Here is an 18571-nt window from a genome sequence, read left to right on the forward strand (position 1 = left end):
AATTATTATCCCATTAAGCCCGGATACAGGGGATATTTTGCTGTTAAAAAGGCGACTTTTTCAAGCGCCAGTTCCATGTCTTTTTTAATCAGTGCCGCTTCGATGGCATCGGCTACGACTTCCATGTCGGCTTCAACCAGCCCGCGGGTAGTAATCGCCGGAGTACCCACCCGGATTCCGCTGGTGACAAACGGACTTTCCTTGTCGTAGGGAATGGCATTTTTATTGGCGGTGATATTGACTTTTCCCAGGGTTTCATCTGCTTCTTTCCCAGTCAGGCCCACCTTACTGACATCTAACAGCATCAGATGATTGTCGGTTCCGCCGGAAACTATTCGAAATCCCCGTTTTTCAAGAGCGGCTGCCAATACTTTGGCATTTTTAACAACCTGTTCCTGATAAGCCTTAAACTCTGGCGTTGCTGCTTCTTTAAAAGCTACCGCCTTGGCGGCAATCATATGCTCCAGAGGACCACCCTGGGTTCCTGGAAAAACACCCTTATCAATGAGTTTGGCATATTCTTTTTTACATAGAATAATGCCCCCTCTTGGGCCTCTCAGGGTTTTGTGCGTGGTGGTGGTAACAAAATCGGCATAGGGCACAGGACTTTGATGCTGTCCAGCGGCCACCAGACCGGCAATATGGGCCATATCCACCATCAGATAACAACCGGCGGCCTTGGTCATCTTTGAAATGCGTTCAAAGTCGATGGCTCGCGGGTATGAGCTGGCGCCCACTACTACCAATTTGGGCTGATGTTCTTTGATCAGTTTTTCTATTTCATTATAATCAATGGTTTCCGTAACCTGATCGACACCATAAGAGATAAAATTATAATATTTCCCCGACAGGTTGGCGGGGCTACCATGGGTTAAATGTCCGCCCTGATCCAAACGCATCCCTAAAACGGTATCGCCCGGTTCTAAAATTCCCATATATACGGCAGTATTGGCCTGGGCACCGGAATGAGGCTGGACATTGGCGTGTTCGGCGCCAAATAATGCCTTGGCCCGATCAATAGCAACCTGTTCGATGGTATCAACGTGAACACAGCCGCCATAGAAGCGGTGTCCCGGGGTACCTTCTGCGTATTTATTGGTTAAATGGCTTCCCATAGCAATCATCACTGCGTCTGACACGAAGTTTTCAGAGGCGATCAGCTCTAAATGACTTTGTTGTCGATGCAATTCCTTTTCCATGAGCTCATAAATCTCAGGATCTGCAACTTTTACTTCTTCAAAAAACATAAATTCCTCCATAAAACTCTTTCTAATAGTCATTTCGCCGATTTGAAAGCCTTTCGAGGGAAGCTGCAATACTTTTTAAATAGATCGATATTTCTTCAATTTTCACTTTGAAATAAAAAACGAACATGATGCCTGACATTAAAAAAAAGATCAGCAATATCGGGATGATACTCCAGGCCACTCCGGCCATACTATTTATAAATTCATTCATATTGTCCTCCATTAGGCGACTGTCTTCATCTGAAAGACACTTGTACGGCAATAACATTTACTATTGTAACATTAAATTCTGATAATGCAATACACATTCCATCATTTTTTATGATTTGTTTGATCTCTGGAAAAATTTAAGGTTTATTTCATTCAATAGTTTCCGACACTGCAAAGCTCATCAGGTTTTTGTTATTGAACTGGTCAGAATCAATTGATTTTCGATCTGACTATTCCACGACTTCGATGGTATCTCCGGCTTTGATGGTGCCACCTTCCAGGATAATTGTAAAGATGCCTTCTCGTGGCATCACACAATCCCCAACCTGTTGGGCAATTTCGCATCCAGCATGACATTCTTTACCGATCTGGGTAACTTCCTGAAGTGTTTCTCCAATTTTTAGCTTAGTCCCCACCGGCAATTCATAGACACAGATTCCTTCGGTCGTAATGTTTTCGGCAAAATTTCCGGCGCATAGTCCGGCTGCTCCCATAGCGATCATTTTATCAATACTCTCCTGGCCTAACAGGCTAACCTGCCGATGCCATTTCCCGGCGTGGGCGTCGCCCTCCAGTCCAAAATCCTTAATAAAATTCCCGGCCGGTATCGGTTTTTTCATGACACCTTTTTTCTCACTGATATTAATTGCAATTACTTTTCCACTCATGTTTTTTCTCCTGTTAAATTTATTGATGTTTGGAATTGATAAACTCGCCGGATTTACCGCCAGTTTTTTTAGCCAGATAAATCGCTTCAATCGTCATTTCTTTGTCCACCGCTTTGCACATATCATAAATGGTCAGGGCGGCCACAGATACCGCTGTTAAGGCTTCCATTTCCACCCCGGTCTGACCGGTGTTTTTAACCACGGCTTCGATTAGAATCCGGGAATTTTCCTCATCAATTTGAAAATTAATATCGCTGCCAGAAATAAAAATATTGTGGCACATCGGAATCAGGTCAGCGGTTCGCTTAACCCCCATAATTCCGGCAATCTGAGCCACGCCCAGGACGTCGCCTTTTTTCATCTGGCCATCGATGACTTTTTGCAGGGTCTCTTTTTTCATGGTGATGGCACCCTTGGCAACAGCCACCCGCTCGGAGCTTTTTTTCTCGCTAACATCCACCATTTTGCTGCGGCCCGCCTCATTAAAATGGGTGAACTCTAATACTTCCTTGTCCATATCATCCTCCAATTTCGTTCATATTTCTTAGTAACTGTTTTTCATGTTCGTTGATATGATGTTTCTCCGGTTTTTCATTAATCGCCTGTAAAAGAATTTCTTGATAGGTCATTCCGGATTGATGCAGTGCCACCAGGTCAATTTCGTAATCTGAATGAAGACAGGGTTTGATCTTCCCGTCGGTGGTCACCCGAATCCGGTTACATGCGCTGCAGAAATGCTTGCTGATGGGATTAATCAGCCCCACTCGGCCCTTGGCTCCGGGCAGCTGATAATATTCTGCCGGTCCGGTTTTGTCCGGTTCCAGAAGCGGCATTAAAGCCGGCATTCTTTTTAATACCTCACCATTGGACAGATATTTATTTTCCGCAAAAGTACTGGACTCGCCCAGCGGCATCAGTTCAATAAACCGGACATCGACGTCTTCTTCCCTGGTGTAATTCACAAAGTTTTCTATTTCGTTGTCATTAAAACCCTTAATCAGCACCGTATTAATTTTAATGGGATGCATCCCCACTGCCTTGGCGGCGGCAATCCCCGCGAGAACATCTTCCAGATGGCCCCACCGGGTAATCTCATGAAACTTGACCGGATCAAAGGTATCCAGACTGATATTCACCCGATTTAAGCCAGCTGCTTTTAAATCTTTGGCGTATTTAGGCAAGAGAATCCCATTGGTGGTCATGGTCAAATCGTCAATTCCGGGAATTTCCCCGATCTGTCTGACTAAATCCACAATCCCATGGCGTACCAGCGGTTCTCCGCCGGTTAGCCGAATCTTGTTGACCCCCAGGCTCACCCCGGCTTTGATCAGATCCAGAATTTCTTCAAAGGACAGATTTTTCTGATGAGGATGTTTCTCAACACCCTCTTCCGGCATACAATAGACACATCTTAAATTGCATAAATCGGTGATGGAAATACGCATGTAATTTATTTTTCTTCCATAATTATCCTTCATCTGCTTCCTGCTTTCTCCCTTGTGATGTCTAGGGTTCGACTATTTCTCCCGGCTGTTCCAGTCCATATCCCCCCAGCCGCTTCAGGGCATCTTTGAATTCCTGTGATTTAAGCACTTTAATAAATATCTGTACCCGAGGATCTCCCAGATTGTCTTTTAGTATTACAAAATCGTAAGCTTCGTCGCCGATGGGGATAAAATCCAGCTCCATCATATTGGCCGCCGATAAAACCCCGATCCCGACATCGCAGGAACCAGATTTCACGGCCGAAGCCACCATCATATGGGTGTTCATTTCCCGGGTATATCCTAAAACCTGATTGGCATCAAGTTGGGCGGTTTTCAATAAATAATCCAGCAGCACCCGGGTGCCCGACCCTCGCTGGCGGTTAACGAAGCTGATGTCCGGCCGGATCAGATCGGTAATTCCCTGAATATTTTTGGGATTACCTTTGGGGATGATCATCCCCTGGGTTCGTTTGACCCCTTTGATCAACACCACCGCCTCATCGGCCAGATAACGTTTCAAATAGGCCAGATTGTAAATCCCGGTTTCCTCATCAAGCAGATGGATTGGGGCAATATGGCACTCCCCTTTTTTGATCGCCATAATCCCGCCCAGGCTGCCCACATGAACCGAGGATAGACTCATCATTTCCTTGTTTTTATGAATAATATTGGCGACAATATCCATCAGTACATCGTGACTGCCAATCGAAACCAGAGTATTTTCTAATTCTTCCCGGGGCCGCATCAGAATCAATTCGACCTCTTCCCCGGCTTCATAGCCTTCTACATTTTTGGGGATCTTCAAAATCCCGTCGGCATTAACCAGCGACATCGTCACCCCAGCGCCGCGATCCAGAGGCGTGGCCACAAAGCGCTGATTAACCCGACCGCATTTCATCCGCACAAACTCCAGATGTTTCAGCGACGACATCAGTCGTTTTGACAGTACCGCTTTGATGGCAACCCCTTCCGTCAAGGTCTGATGGTTGAAGGCCAGCATTACCGGCTTAACAAAGCTCTCAAACACAAAGTAAGCGGAAACCGGATAGCCGGGGATCCCGATTACCGGTTTTCCCTGAATGACTCCCAAAACTACTGGTTTTCCTGGTTTGATGGCCACGCCGTGAACCACCACTTCACCCAGTTCTGCGACTAGCTTACGGGTGTAGTCTTCAGTTCCCGCCGAGGAACCGGCCGAAATAAGCACCACGTCATTTTCATCCACTGCTTTAATGATGGCTTTTTTGATCAGTTCATAGTCGTCCCGCACCGTGGGGTAACGTCGGGCTTCGCCGCCGTATTCTTTTACCAGCCCCGCAAACATGTGGGTATTGGAATCGACAATTTTTCCCACCGCCATGGCCGCTCCGGCTTCCACCAGTTCGGTGCCGGTGGGGATAATCCCGACCTGAGGTTTATCCATCACTTCAATTTCAGTAATGCCACCAGCCAGCAGGGCCCCCAGATCGATCGGACGGATCCGATGAAAGGCTGGAATAATCAGTTCTCCGGCAACAATATCTTCACCGATGGGCCGGACATGCTGCCACAGCGAAACCGGATTGTTGATGCTGACCTCGTCATCATTTTTGATGATGACATCTTCGATCATCACCACAGCATTGTAGGGATCAGTAATCACGTCGCCGGTATCCACAAAATCGAAATCGGTTCCTTTTATCAAGGTCCGGGGATGACGTTCATCAACACCAATCATCGCGATGGCATCCAGACAGATTCCATCCATGGCCGAGGCATTATAATAGGGCGACGAAATTTTTGCAAAGACCGGCTCCTTAGTCACCCATCCCTGAGCTTCGATCACAGGCAATAAACGACCTTTTTCCTGTGCTTCTTCAAAGGATAACAAGGCCAGAAACTTTTTCACTGCCTGTTCCAGATCTTCATTTTTTAAATATAAATTGCGTTCGTCTTTTTTTCCTGTATTTTCGGTATTCATTGTTCCCTCCAGTTCTGATGCTAGTGATAAGGCCGCGTACTTTCTAAAACAGGGTCACTTCAACCTGGTCTCCGGTATTTTTTCCTTCTTCGTTTTCGGTGATTTCAATGTATCCGTCCGAATAGGATAAGAGTGTAATCATTCCGGATTTACCGCGAGTTGGCCGGACTTCGATGCCATTTTCGGTTTTAGCAATGGACACAGTCTGGAAGGTCCGCCGTCCCGGCGCAGCATGGATATTTTCCATCAATACCCCTTGGGCGGTCTGATACTTAAAAGAATCCTGTCCGTAGTACAGCTTCATAAATTCCTGCAGCACGATCATCATCACCATGATGGCCGCGGCCGGCTGGCCGGGTAAGCCGATCACTGGTTTTTGCGAAACAGTTCCCAGAATCGTTGGTTTTCCTGGTTTAACAGCCAGACCATGAAGCAGCACTTCGCCCAGCCCATCAATGACTTTGACCGTATAATCCTTTTCGCCCATCGAACTACCGCCGGAAAGAATGACCATATCGCCGTTTTCTATTCCACTCGCGACGGCTGAGCGAATCTCCTCCTGGTCATCTCTGGCGTAGGAGGTCGAAATTACCTCCGCCCCCAATCGTTTTGCCACCGCCCCCAATGCCGGTGTATTAATATCAATCACTTCCCCTGGCTTAGGGGTCTCTCCCGGTCGGATGATTTCATCACCAGTTGAAATAATGCTGAGCAGGGGACGCTTATAAACCTCAATCTGCAGGTAACCTAAAGCCGATAAAACCCCGATGTCCTGGGGTCTTAACTGATGGCCCCGGGAAAAAACCAGTTCCCCGCTTCTGATATCATCGCCAATGCGCATCATATTTTCATTGGCTCCGGCATTGGTGTATACAGCCAGGTCTTTTTCCCCCAGTTTTTCAGTATATTCAATCATGATCATGGCATCGGTGCCGGCTGGCACCATGCCACCGGTTGGTACATAAAAGGTTTCGCCCTGATTAAGGCTGTCGGTGGTTTCTTTGCCCATCTGGACTTCGCCAACTATTCTCAAAAAACCCGGAATGGCATTGGATGCTCCCTGAACGTCGGTTAGTTTCACCGCATAACCATCTACCACTGATCGATCAAAATGAGGCACATCCATGGTGGAAACGATGTCCGCTGATAATACCCGACCCAGGCCATGGCTTAAATCAATGGTTTCATTCTCTAAAGTTAAGTCCTTAAATGTCTCATTGATGATTTTTTTCATCTCATCAATGGTTTTTACCTTCAGCAACTCCATTTTTTCTCCTATCCGACCAAATTTTATCATTTTTTGTCTTCTTTCTATTCTAACGATTTTTGTCGGAAAAAACAATATCAATTCAAGACTTTAATTATTCGTTAAAAATTGTTATACTGGAGTTAATTGTTAGATTGGGATACGAGGAGGTGACGCGATGTCACGTTATGAACGGAATTTTCCGGCTTTTTCCGAGGAAGAATTTGAGCGCATCCAACGTGCCACAGTTTGTGTGGTGGGCTGCGGCGGTTTGGGCGGTTATATTATTGAAATGTTGGCCCGGGTCGGCATTGGTGCTCTGATTCTAATTGATGGCGATGTTTTTGAAGATTCCAACCAGAATCGGCAGATTTTCTCCACCGAAAAAAATCTGGGTACCCCTAAGGCTAAAGCTGCAGCGGCACGGGTTAAGTTGATTAATAAAGAAGTGTCAACCACCTATTATCACGATTTTCTCGACGAGGATAACGGTTCCGCCCTGATTGGCGCGGCCGATCTGGTGGTGGACGCCTTGGATAATGTCCCCGCACGACTCACCGTACAGACCCTGTGCAAAGAAAAAAACATTCCCCTGATCCACGGTGCGATTGGCGGCTGGTTTGCCCAGGTCACCACGGTTTTCCCGGAAGACGATACCCTGTCCCGCCTCTATGCCGGCGAAAAAGAGTACGATTCCAAGGCTCTGGGCAACCCATCCTTTACCCCGGCGCTGGCAGCTTCGCTGGAAGTTTCTGAAGCCTTAAAAGTCCTCACCGGTAAAGAAGAAATATTGCGGAACAAACTTTTGTATATTGATTTATTAGCCAACGACTTTTTTACATTTAATATTTAGGAGGATCTTATGTATCGAACTGGAATAATGACCTTAAGCGATTTGGGCTCAAAGGGCCAACGAGAAGACAAAAGCGGCCCGATGATTGAGACGATGCTGGCCGAAACCAAACTTTATGAGGTGATCAAAACCATCATCCTGCCGGATGATCTGGACACCATCAAAGCCGCCCTGATGGCTTGGGCCGATGAGGACCATCTGGATCTGATCCTAACCACCGGCGGCACCGGTTTTTCTCAGCGGGACTGGACTCCTGAAGCCACCATTGCCGTCTGCGACCGGATGACCCCGGGAATCCCGGAAGCGATGCGTTACCATAGCCTGCAGATTACCCCAAAAGCGATGCTCAGCCGCAGCGCCGCCGGTATCCGCAAGCAAACCCTGATTATCAACCTCCCCGGCAGCCCCAAAGCGGTCAAGGAAAATCTCGAAGCCATTCTGCCGGCCCTGGACCACGGCCTCGACATGCTCCTAAGCACCGGTTCCGCCAATTGCGCCGAACCCATCAAGTAACCCCACCCATAAAAAAAACGTATCTCCCCATCTGGTGAGATACGCTTTTTACTGCATTTTTTACTAAAGTTCCATCCCGTTTAAGATATCACGCAATTGGACCAGCTCATCGGCGGTCAATGTGATTCCCTTACGCATTTTTTCGTGATCTGCATTCCAATCCCGAATATCATATTTGGGATCCCGTTCATTCCAGCTGACCAGATTCAGTTCTTTCTGCCATCCGCTGGGTAATTCACTGAGAACTCCGATTTCTTCTACAACTTTGAATGTTATTGCTGCCATCTTAACCTCACCTTATAATAATTCATCAAGTTTACCACTAAACTCGATTTCTTTAAGTTCCGAAAAACCACCAACAAATGTCTCTCCTATAAAGACAAAAGGTACTGTATAATGATTTGTCTGATCCTGCAATTGGCGACGGGTTTGCGCGTCATTATAAATGTCAATTTCCGTATACTTCAACCCCTTGTCATCCAGAAGTTGTTTGGCGGCTCGGCAATATGGACAGTGGGCCCAAGTATATAATTTTATTTCTTTCATTTTTCAGGTCACCTTCCTTTTTAAAATTTATTTTCGTCATAAATTTAATCGTATTATTTCATTTTAACCCTTATTTCCCAAGTGTCAACAAATAATTCTTAAATAATTGTAGAATTATTATCTCAGTTATCGTATTATTAATCTAATAACAATAAAAGGAGATAACCCATGCAAAATGTAACCATAGTGGATCATCCACTTGTCATGCACAAATTAACCCACCTTCGCAAGATGGAAACCCCTTCCCGTGAATTCCGAGAATTGGTAAAAGAATTGTCCAGCTTGATGGCCTGGGAGGTTACCAAACATTTTCCGCTTAAAGAAATTGAGATTGAAACCCCCATCTGTAAAACGACGCAAAAAGTTCTGGCCGAAAAAGATGTCGTCATTGTCCCTATTCTGCGAGCAGGTTTGGGAATGGTTGAAGGCTTTACCAATATTATCCCCAAGGCCAAAATCGGTCATATCGGCTTATATCGAGATCCCGAAACCCTTCAGGCGGTAGAATACTACAAAAAGCTGCCTTCTGATATTGCCGAAAGAGAAGCTATAATTGTCGATCCGATGCTGGCCACCGGTGTTTCGGTGATTCATACCATTCGCTTATTAAAAGAAGCCAATTGTCCCAATATCAAAGTGGTTCATATTTTGGCCTGCCCGGAAGGGATCAAAGCCGTCACCGCCGCTTATCCCGAAATCCCTATTTTCTGTGCCGCTATTGATGATCACTTAAACGATCATGCTTACATCGTTCCTGGTTTAGGTGATGCCGGCGACCGACTTTTTGGTACCAAATAAATCCCAATTTTTTTCCGGTAATTAAAAATAAATCGCACCAAACTTTTACTTATTTGCCGGGAATCCAAACCCTGGAGGTTGCCATGCAACAGTCACGATACAACTTATTTACCGCCATCGCGCTTATTGTTGGCGTCGTTATCGGTTCTGGTATTTTTTTCAAAAGCGATAATATTCTCGTCGCCACCGGCGGCAGTGTTGTTTTAGGTATTCTGGTCTTCGTCATTGCGGCCATCAGTATCGTCTTTGGCTGTTTAACCATCGCCGAACTAGCCGCCCGAACCGATCGGCCCGGTGGGGTTCTTTCTTATGCCAAGGAATTTATCAGCCCCAGTATGGGTTCGGCCTATGGCTGGTTTCAGACCTTTATTTATTTACCCACCATCACCGCTATCCTAGCCTGGGTTTCGGGGATCTACTTTTGTATCCTCTTTAATGTAGAACAAACGTTGGAAATTCAAATCCTGGCCGGGATCGCCTGTTTTTTTGTACTCTATGCCACCAATATTTTTTCAGCCAAAATCGGCGGTCATTTCCAGAGTACCGCGATGGTCATCAAGCTGATTCCGCTGGTGGTCATCGGTTTTGCCGGCCTGATATTCGGCGGCACCGGAGAACATTTTACCGCCGCGGCCGTTTCAGAAATTGGCTCAACCGGTTGGATTGCGGCCATTGCTCCGATTGCATTTTCATTTGACGGCTGGATTATTTCTACCTCGGTAGCTTATGAGATTAAAAACAGTAAACGGAATCTGCCGCTGGCCCTGGTCATCAGTCCACTGATTATTCTGGTGCTCTATATCATATATTTTGTGGGGATTTCAAATCTGGTCGGGCCCACCGAAATTATGAACGCCGGAGACGCCCATCTGGATTTTGCGGCAAATATGATTTTTGGTCCTAGCGGCGCAAAAATACTAATGCTGTTCGTCTTTATCTCGGTGCTGGGGACCCTGAATGGCCTGGTCATGGCAATGATCCGAATGCCCTACGCTTTGGGCCTGGATCAGATGATCCCCAAATCCGGAGCGATGACTAAGATCTCACCACGGTTTGATTTCCCGGTGAATTCCGCCGTTTTTGCGCTTGTTATTGTCGGTTTCTGGCTAACAGTCCATTATTTTTCTCAGAAGTACACCCTGTTTCCTAATTCCGACATTTCTGAAATCGCCATCGTAACCAGTTATCTGCTGTATCTGGGCCTGTATTACAAAGTTTTTGTTTTATGGAAAAAGAAGGAAATCAAAAGCGTCTTCCGAGGTTTGATCTGTCCGATTCTGGCCGCCATCGGTTCTTTGATTATTTTCTCCGGTGGGATCCAGAATCCGCTGTTTGGACTCTACTTTGTAATTTGCGCCATTGTTTTTGGAGCCGGGTACAGCTACTACCATTTTGGCGTCTTAAAAAAATAACAAAAACAAATAAAAAAATATTTTTTTAATATTTGTGTTTATTAAAATATTTTGGGTAAATATGTTATATAGCTTTTCTCCTCAAAGCATATTATATAAAGAAGCGGAGCACCCTCACCGGGGTGTTCCGCTTCTCTTTTTGCTTGAATTATAATAATTGGTTTATTGTGTTTAAATCAAACATAGATGATGTTAACTTCTTTGTTGATGCTACGCAGCATATCAATGAGTTTTTGAGTCACCCGCCATTTAGTCGTGAGTTCCTCCGGAAAATCCGGATTCTGATGAGCCGGATTAATCGAATTCCCCATAATCAGATCAATGGTGGTGCATTCGTTCATCAAAATATTCGCCAGCATCGATGCGCCGTTCTTTTCCTGAAAAATTTCCCGACCACAGCGATTATGCATATAGTCATCGCAGATCCGCAGGGTTTCCTGAAGCGTCAGTACCCCTTCAGTCACCAGATCAATCCCTTTGATGGTAGCAATTGGGGGCACCCTGTCCGACATGGTGGAAAAATCAACCTTAACTTCTTCCCCAAATTCCCGGGCGACAATGTTGGCTGCCGTCCCGCCGCAGACAATTTTTTTGCCCCGGGCCCGTTCCAGTAACCGTTTAATCTCGGCGTCCTTTTCCTGATCCAACGGAGGTCCGGAAAAGATGGTAATATATTTTCGTTCTTCCACCTTGATCACGGCCACAGTAGTATCATCTCCGGGTTCTTCGCCATAAAGATTATAGCAGGTCTCCACTAATGACATGGAAATATCCTTGGCTTTTTTATTCTCATAAGAGCGAGCCAGGATATAATCCGACGCTTCTTCCCATTGCCAGCCAAAATTCAACAGATGGCCAATTCCGGCATGAATCACGCCGTCACTGAAAAAAGCCATGATGTCACCTTTCTCTATTTCCTTGCTGGTCTCGTAAACAGATTTCCCTTGGAATTCGATTTCCTTCCGCTCCAGTTCGATAATTTCTCCATCCCGGATAAACACCAGCGGGGGGTTATCAAATTCCAGAATATAGGCCATCCGGTTTCGGAAAACTTGAACAATCGTAAAGGTGGAATAAGCCATGTGGCGGACGCTGCATTTTGGCAGGGTTGCTTCCAGAGTTTCCAGTACATCCATAATCCCCATTTTTTCTTCCAGCATGGTGGCCGCAATGGTGGACGTGAGGGTTGCCAGAATATTGGCTTTGACCCCGCTGCCCATGCCGTCTGCCAGCACGACAATGACACTTTCATCATTAATTCGCACTTCCACATTATCGCCGCAAAGCTCTTCATGAACCTTGTTGACACTATCACTGGCAATATCCATAAATAAAGGCATTAAATTTCAACCTCCCGACTGGTCACGACTTTCTGGAGCTTGGTCAACGTCACCTTGGTTTCTGCCGTGGTTTCTCCCAGCAGTCCGGCGATTTCGTGCGCAACCCGCATTTGCTTGTCAATAACCCGTTGGGCCATTTTCAGGGTTTCTTCCTGAATTTTCTGCATGTCCTGCTCCTGTTTTTCCTGTCTGGTGATATCGATGAAAATCCCCATATACAGTTCCTGTTCTGGAATATAGGTTAGGATTTCCATAAAAGTACGGTTTTCTTTTTCATAATGACCTTTTCCGGTATAGGTATTCCCCCGGTCATGATTCAGTTTTCGGAAGGGATTATAATCCAGCGCATCGACAAAATTGTAGCGCATCACCTCTTCCTTTTTTATATTAAAGAGGCGTTCAGCAGCAGCGTTAAACTCGATGATCCGGAATTTTTTATCGAGCACGGCAATAGCATTGGGGGTGGTCGTAATAATCAGATTTGAAATGGCTTCGGTTTTGCTGGTGATCAGCGGCAGGCACATATCCATTTCCGCCATATTCCAATAAACTGCTCTGGCTTTATCCCGACATGTTTCATAGCCGCAGGTGCCGCAATTGAGCTCATCCCGTTCCGTGAATTTGGACATCTGGTTTAAAATTCTCTCCAGTTCTTCCTCAGGTACTTCACCGAGATGATGAACCGGACGCTTGTGGAAAGACCGCTTCGTATCCAGTTGGGGAATTTCGGCGGAAGGCTCCTTTTTACTATTCAGATCGATATAGGTTTGTAGCATTTCCACCTTTTCATATTTTGATAAGGGACTGTGAATATTTCCCGGTCCATTGACGCAGCCCTCTTCACAGGCATTCATTTCAATCCAGTATTTCTTGTCCAGCTGGTGAATTTCATCCAGGAAATCCATACAATCCTTGACTCCGTCTATTCGGAGAATTTTTCGGCTACCATCTAGATTTTCGACGCTATTTTTAGCCAGCCCCCCGGTAATCGGATAAAGTCGTCCGGTGTTGGTACCGATGGCGTTGAATTCTTCCATTGGCATTTTGCCGGGGACAATGTTCTCCTCTTTTATCCAGGCATCAATTTCATCAAAGGTTAACACCCCATCGATGATGCCGCGGACATCTTTATCGTGTACTTCCATTTTTTTAGCCAGGCAGGAACCGGCATAAACAATTTTGGCATCCGGATATTTTTCCCGGAGAATCTTACCATGGGCAATCATCGGCGAAACCTGGCGGCTCAGTGATGATAAATACTGGGGATAATAGATTTCGATCAGGTTTTTAATGGCCGCACAAGATGACGAAATAACAAACTTTTTATCGCTGCGATACTCATCAGCGTAGGCTTTCGCCACTACCTCTGCACCAATAGAAGTTTCCTCAATAATGGTAAAGCCCAGTTCCCGAAGGATCCCCAGATATTGTCGGGGATGCTCCAGATAATAAGCCGTCGGGAATACTGCCGACAAGCTTAACACCACCTGTTCTGTTTTTAACCATTCCTTAATGGTTTTGACATCGCTATGGATTTCTTTGGCATTATGAGGACAGGTCGCAATACAGACACCACAGCCAATACACATGGACTGAATAATCTGGGCGTGTTTATCCTTCAGTTTAATGGCTTTGACCGGGCAATTCCGGATACACTTGTAACAATTACGGCATTTATCTTTTGAAAAATTGATAATACTCAATTATTTTTCCCCCAATATTTTTTCGAAGATTTCTTCGACATTTTCAACTGAAACAGCGTAGATGACGTCATCACATTCCACGGCCACACCTTCCGTGCATTTCCCCATACAAAATGACCCCACCAATTCAACCTCATCCCCCAGCTCCCGCTGGTCAATGATCTGATTCAAGGCCTTAACTACCTTATATGATCCATTTACATGACACGAACTGCCAACACATACTCTAATTGTCTTCATCACATATTCCTTTATAAAAATATTCTACACAAGTCTGGTTGGTTCATGGTATCATCAGATTTTTTGTCTGTCAACGGCTGGGCAAAAATGTCATGGTAAAAGGCTAAAAAAAAATGTGTTTTAAAACAAGGATAAAAAAACGTACACTTTCTGATGAAATATCGGCATTTTAGATAATTATCGACATCTTTTTTTCCACTTTTTTTTTATTTCTTTGCTTAATTCATCAGCTGTTGGGTATACTATAAACAAAGGTCACAAATTCTCAACAAGCTTGACTCAGACTATTTGATTTGATAGAATAAAACCAATTAAATATGGTTTCGCAGTGAAAACAAACAATCCGAATTGATGAGCCTACGGTTTTCTATGGTTTTTCAATCGATAGAGTATAGTTAGAAATGACTATGCTTTCCAATGTGTAAAGGATGGTTAACTCAGAATTTTCGATTGTTTTTTGAGCAATCGATTATTTTTTTGTATTCACTTCTTTTTTTTGTCATCTCAAGGGTTTGTGCTCTTTTGATAATTATTTAGGAGGAAGAAAATGAAAAAGAAATTGTCAGTATTGGTCATTGTTTTGTTTGTCTGTACCATAGCCCTCAGTGCTCTGGGCTGTACCCCGGCAAAGAAAGATTTAGAGCCCGGTTCCAACGGGGAAATCATTCTTGCCACCACCACCAGCACCCAGGATAGCGGTTTGCTGGAAGTAATCCTGCCCGATTTCGAAGCCCAGACCGGCATCGCCGTTAAGGTTGTTGCCGTGGGAACCGGTAAAGCCATGGAAATGGGAAAAGCCGGTGAAGCCGACGTGCTTCTGGTTCACGCCCGATCTCAGGAAGATCAATTCATCAAAGATGGTTATGGGGTGGAACGATTTGATGTCATGTACAACGACTTTGTGGTGCTGGGACCAAAAGAAGATCCGGCCAAGGTAAAAACAACCGCAGCTGCTGATGCTGCCAAAGCCTTTACCGCCATTGCCGCCGTGCCATCAACCTTTGTCTCCCGGGATGATAAATCCGGCACCAACACCAAAGAACTGGAAATATGGAAAGCTGCCAACATTACGCCAGCCGGCGACTGGTACATTAAAACCGGAACCGGAATGGGTGAAACCCTGACCGTTACCAACGAAAAGCTGGGCTACACCCTGGCTGACCGGGCAACCTACGCCAATATGAAAGATACCATAGCTAATCTGGAAATCGTCTGCGAAGGTGATAAGATGCTGAGTAATCCTTATGGGGTTATTGCCGTTTCACCAACCATCAATGACCAGATTAATGCCGAAGGCGCTCAGGCTTTTGTCGATTGGATCACTTCACCTGAAACTCAGGAACTGATTGGTTCATACGAAATTAATGGGGATCCACTGTTTACCCCCAATGCCGCCCAAAAATAAAAACTCAATCGGGATCCTGGGGGAAATGCCTTCTTCCAGGATCTCATTATGGAGAAATCAATGGATTACATACTCAATGGTTTTGTTGAAGCCTTTCGGCTCATTTTTTCCTTTGACCCTGAAATTATTCAAATCGTTTCATTATCGCTTTTTGTCTCTTTTTCATCCACCATCTATGGCACCCTGATTGGGGTTCCCCTTGGCATTCTGCTGGGAATCAACAACTTTACGGGCAAAAAAATGGTATCCCGGTTTCTGTATACCTTTATGTCATTTCCGCCGGTTATCATCGGTTTGTTTACCGCCCTTTTTTTAGCCCGTTCCGGACCTTTCGGTCAGTTTCAGCTGATGTATACAGCAACCGCCATGATCATTGCCCAAACCATTCTGGTAACGCCTGTCATCATGGGTATCGTCTTTAACCATGCCAGTACCAGTGGTTATGAGGTGGTGCAAACCGGTAAAACATTGGGCGCCCAGCGGTGGAATATTCTGATCCTGCTGGTTTTGGAATTAAAAGGTGTCATTATGATCGCCCTGGTCACCGGTTTTGGCCGGGCTATTTCTGAAGTCGGCGCCGTCATGATTGTCGGCGGCAATATCCGGGGCTTCACCCGGGTGATGACCACCTTCATCGCCATGAATAATAATATGGGTCAATACAGTGTCTCCATTGCCATGGGGCTGATCCTGATGACCATATCGTTCATTACCAATTCGGTTTTATACCATTTTATCATAGGGGATCAGAATGAATATCGAGACTAGAAGTATTGTCAAAACTTATACAAAAAAAAATGTACTCAACCTGACAGGAAAATACCGTGATCTCCTTTTTGAGTCAGGAAAAATTCATGGTATTATTGGACCCAACGGTTCCGGCAAAACCACCCTGATGAAAATAATAGCCGGTCTCACCGCCCCGACAGCTGGCGATGTGTTATACAATGGCCAGCCCTTATGTCAGGAAATTCTTTCCGAAATGACCTATTCCACCCATACCCCTACCCTGTTTTCCCGATCGGTATATGAAAATATCGCCTATCCATTAAAAATCCGCAAAAGGGACAAAGATGAGATCCATCAGACCGTGTCGCAGTTACTGGAAGAATTCGAACTTGACGATATCAAAAATCAGAGTGCCCGACATCTTTCCGGTGGCGAATCCCAGAAAACTGCTCTGGCCAGGGCCTTATCCTTCTCGCCCAAGGTGCTGCTTTTAGATGAGCCCACCGCGAATATTGATCCTAAAAGCATCCAGATTATTGAAGCGGCACTAAAAAAAAGAAATAAAGAGCAGGCTTTGACTATTATCATTATCACTCATAATCTCAGTCAGGCCTTTCGAATCTGCAATCACCTGACTTTTCTGGATCAGGGATCCTGCCTTTTTTCCGATACACCGGAAAAAATCATGAAATCCGACCAACCAACCATCGATGAATTTATCTCATTCAATCGATTTTAACGTTTTATTGTCTGAGCTAAAAGCATACAACCTTAAAAATTTCCTGACAATCTTCTTTTTCATGGATTGTCAGGAAATTTTTATTGCAAAAACAGGTCGCTTATAGTTATAATAATAACTTAGTCCAGACTTTATATAGGGTCATTATTTTGGGAGGAAAACCATGAGATATGTACCAACATTTTGCCTTCGTGAAGGAATGATGTTAGGAAACAATCTTTGGGGCGAACGGGGCGAGTTGATTCTGGCCAAAGATACTGTTCTCACTGAGGATTACATCGAACGAATAAAGAAATTGAATTATAATGGCATTTATGTTGAAGACGATCTGACCAAAGATATCCAAATCATTAATATTATCAATGACCGGGTCCGGGCCGAAACCGTCAAATGTATTAAAGACGTTTTTATTACCACCGAGAATAAAGGATCATTAAAAAAGAATACCTTTAATGACATGCAAAAACAGATCGAATCCATTGTCGACGAAATTCTGCAAAATAGTAGCATGGTCATCAATATGGTAGATTTAAAGGTTTTTGATGATTACACTTATTTCCATTCCGTGAATGTGGCAGTTCTTTCGATTGTCCTGGGTACGGCGCTGGGTCTACGGCGGGAACAATTATGTGATCTGGGTATCGGCGCCATTCTCCACGATATCGGAAAGGTTTTTGTTAAAAAAGACATCCTCTGCAAAGCAGGTGATCTTTCCGTTGACGAATCCTGTGAAATGCAGAACCACTCTACGCTGGGTTATGATTACATAAAAAAAGTCTCAAATATCAGTATGTCCGCCCGAATCGGAATTCTCGATCACCACGAAAAATTCAGTGGTGGCGGTTATCCCAATGATTTAAAAGAGGAAAAAATTTCCCTGTTTGGTCGAATCATTGCCATTGCCGATGTCTATGACGCGATGACCTCTGACCGACCTTACCGCAAAGCGATCATCCCTTCAGAAGTGATTGAATATATTATGGGTGCCTCCCATACGCTTTTTGATCCGGATCTGGTGAATATCTTTATCCGCAAAATTGCCCCCTATCCGATTGGCACCTGTGTGGAGCTAAGCAACCGACTTACTGGTATTATCATCGAAAACTATGAAAGCTTCTCGATGCGTCCCACCGTCCGGATTTTTAAAAAGGATGGCGAGGATATTACCCCTTTTGAGCTCAATCTCAGTGACCGGGCTTTCCTGAATATTACAATTACCAGCGTCTTATAAATCAACCAGATATTGCCATAAAATTTCCTGAAAATACAAATAATTGTTCGGAGTGTTGTTTCCCAAACGGGACAGCGCTCTTTTTTTTACCAATCGAAAAATACCGTTTCGCTGGGCTAATTTCATTGCCAACGATCCCATTCCATGTTAGAATAAATCTATTATAATCGAGCTTATCAATAAGCAACGAACCGCTTAATCAACCCTGGGGAAAGCCTGGGGATTTTTTTGCTTAAATTTATCG

20 protein-coding genes and 1 riboswitch are annotated in these 18571 nt (G+C 44.9%); of the genes, 8 read left to right on the top strand and 12 right to left on the bottom strand.

Annotation, left to right across the window (positions count from 1 at the left end; genetic code table 11):
• Positions 1–5 precede the first annotated feature (5 nt).
• From glyA to glp, 7 genes are all read right to left on the bottom strand, one after another.
• Positions 6–1280, bottom strand: a complete 1275-nt coding sequence (gene glyA, locus ABGU93_RS11725) for a serine hydroxymethyltransferase (RefSeq protein WP_347413633.1) — start codon at positions 1278–1280, stop codon at positions 6–8.
• Positions 1270–1458, bottom strand: a complete 189-nt coding sequence (locus ABGU93_RS11730) for a hypothetical protein (RefSeq protein WP_026394449.1) — start codon at positions 1456–1458, stop codon at positions 1270–1272. The genes glyA and ABGU93_RS11730 overlap by 11 nt, the downstream gene beginning before the upstream one ends.
• 229 nt (positions 1459–1687) lie before the next feature.
• Entirely contained in the window at positions 1688–2125 is a 438-nt protein-coding gene (locus ABGU93_RS11735; protein ID WP_347413634.1) for an MOSC domain-containing protein, read from the bottom strand.
• A gap of 19 nt (positions 2126–2144) precedes the next feature.
• Entirely contained in the window at positions 2145–2642 is a 498-nt protein-coding gene (gene moaC / locus ABGU93_RS11740; protein WP_347413635.1) for a cyclic pyranopterin monophosphate synthase MoaC, read from the bottom strand.
• A 1-nt stretch (position 2643) separates the two neighbouring features.
• The gene (gene moaA / locus ABGU93_RS11745) at positions 2644–3603 is read right to left on the bottom strand and encodes a GTP 3',8-cyclase MoaA (RefSeq protein ID WP_347413636.1); all 960 of its coding nucleotides are present in this window, start codon (positions 3601–3603) and stop codon (positions 2644–2646) included.
• Between the two features lie 28 nt (positions 3604–3631).
• The gene (locus ABGU93_RS11750) at positions 3632–5572 is read right to left on the bottom strand and encodes a molybdopterin biosynthesis protein (RefSeq protein WP_347413637.1); all 1941 of its coding nucleotides are present in this window, start codon (positions 5570–5572) and stop codon (positions 3632–3634) included.
• A gap of 43 nt (positions 5573–5615) precedes the next feature.
• Positions 5616–6869, bottom strand: coding sequence for a gephyrin-like molybdotransferase Glp (gene glp, locus ABGU93_RS11755; RefSeq protein ID WP_347413638.1), 1254 nt, complete (start codon positions 6867–6869; stop codon positions 5616–5618).
• A 127-nt stretch (positions 6870–6996) separates the two neighbouring features.
• Here glp and ABGU93_RS11760 point away from each other — a divergent pair, with 127 nt between their 5' ends.
• Both ABGU93_RS11760 and ABGU93_RS11765 read left to right on the top strand, forming a co-directional pair.
• Positions 6997–7671, top strand: a complete 675-nt coding sequence (locus tag ABGU93_RS11760) for a HesA/MoeB/ThiF family protein (protein ID WP_347413639.1) — start codon at positions 6997–6999, stop codon at positions 7669–7671.
• 9 nt (positions 7672–7680) lie between these two features.
• Positions 7681–8184, top strand: a complete 504-nt coding sequence (locus ABGU93_RS11765) for a MogA/MoaB family molybdenum cofactor biosynthesis protein (RefSeq protein WP_347413640.1) — start codon at positions 7681–7683, stop codon at positions 8182–8184.
• Between the two features lie 63 nt (positions 8185–8247).
• Here ABGU93_RS11765 and ABGU93_RS11770 read toward each other — a convergent pair whose 3' ends face one another.
• Together ABGU93_RS11770 and grxC are read right to left on the bottom strand one after the other, a co-directional pair.
• On the bottom strand, positions 8248–8469 hold the full coding sequence (locus ABGU93_RS11770) for a PC4/YdbC family ssDNA-binding protein (protein ID WP_070372782.1): 222 nt from the start codon (positions 8467–8469) through the stop codon (positions 8248–8250).
• Between the two features lie 12 nt (positions 8470–8481).
• On the bottom strand, positions 8482–8730 hold the full coding sequence (gene grxC, locus ABGU93_RS11775; RefSeq protein WP_148636254.1) for a glutaredoxin 3: 249 nt from the start codon (positions 8728–8730) through the stop codon (positions 8482–8484).
• Between the two features lie 168 nt (positions 8731–8898).
• Between grxC and upp the strand changes: the two genes are divergently transcribed.
• Both upp and ABGU93_RS11785 read left to right on the top strand, forming a co-directional pair.
• Positions 8899–9528 carry a uracil phosphoribosyltransferase gene (gene upp / locus ABGU93_RS11780; protein ID WP_347413641.1) on the top strand — a complete coding sequence of 210 codons (630 nt, stop codon included), beginning with the start codon at positions 8899–8901 and terminating at the stop codon, positions 9526–9528.
• Between the two features lie 83 nt (positions 9529–9611).
• The gene (locus ABGU93_RS11785) at positions 9612–10940 is read left to right on the top strand and encodes an amino acid permease (protein ID WP_347413642.1); all 1329 of its coding nucleotides are present in this window, start codon (positions 9612–9614) and stop codon (positions 10938–10940) included.
• A 176-nt stretch (positions 10941–11116) separates the two neighbouring features.
• On the opposite strand, the gene ABGU93_RS11790 is transcribed toward ABGU93_RS11785, so the two are convergent.
• Genes ABGU93_RS11790 through ABGU93_RS11800 form a run of 3 tightly spaced genes read right to left on the bottom strand, consistent with a single transcriptional unit; the run spans position 11117 to position 14223 of the window.
• Entirely contained in the window at positions 11117–12280 is a 1164-nt protein-coding gene (locus ABGU93_RS11790; RefSeq protein ID WP_347413643.1) for a SpoIIE family protein phosphatase, read from the bottom strand.
• Positions 12280–13983, bottom strand: a complete 1704-nt coding sequence (locus ABGU93_RS11795; RefSeq protein WP_347413644.1) for a [Fe-Fe] hydrogenase large subunit C-terminal domain-containing protein — start codon at positions 13981–13983, stop codon at positions 12280–12282. The genes ABGU93_RS11790 and ABGU93_RS11795 overlap by 1 nt, the downstream gene beginning before the upstream one ends.
• Positions 13984–14223, bottom strand: a complete 240-nt coding sequence (locus ABGU93_RS11800) for a (2Fe-2S) ferredoxin domain-containing protein (RefSeq protein WP_347413645.1) — start codon at positions 14221–14223, stop codon at positions 13984–13986.
• 329 nt (positions 14224–14552) lie between these two features.
• Positions 14553–14669, top strand: a riboswitch (molybdenum cofactor riboswitch).
• Positions 14670–14770: 101 nt separating this feature from the next.
• Between ABGU93_RS11800 and ABGU93_RS11805 the strand changes: the two genes are divergently transcribed.
• From ABGU93_RS11805 to ABGU93_RS11820, 4 genes are all read left to right on the top strand, one after another.
• Complete coding sequence (locus ABGU93_RS11805) at positions 14771–15628, top strand: substrate-binding domain-containing protein (protein ID WP_347413646.1); 858 nt, start codon at positions 14771–14773, stop codon at positions 15626–15628.
• Between the two features lie 60 nt (positions 15629–15688).
• Positions 15689–16396, top strand: coding sequence for an ABC transporter permease (locus ABGU93_RS11810; protein ID WP_347413647.1), 708 nt, complete (start codon positions 15689–15691; stop codon positions 16394–16396).
• Positions 16380–17096, top strand: coding sequence for an ABC transporter ATP-binding protein (locus ABGU93_RS11815; RefSeq protein ID WP_347413648.1), 717 nt, complete (start codon positions 16380–16382; stop codon positions 17094–17096). The genes ABGU93_RS11810 and ABGU93_RS11815 overlap by 17 nt, the downstream gene beginning before the upstream one ends.
• Positions 17097–17259: 163 nt before the next feature.
• Positions 17260–18327 carry an HD-GYP domain-containing protein gene (locus ABGU93_RS11820; protein WP_347413649.1) on the top strand — a complete coding sequence of 356 codons (1068 nt, stop codon included), beginning with the start codon at positions 17260–17262 and terminating at the stop codon, positions 18325–18327.
• Positions 18328–18571 lie beyond the last annotated feature (244 nt).

Origin of the sequence: Acetobacterium sp., from assembly GCF_039830195.1 — a bacterium.
In the GTDB taxonomy this organism is placed as follows: Bacteria; Bacillota; Clostridia; order Eubacteriales; family Eubacteriaceae; genus Acetobacterium.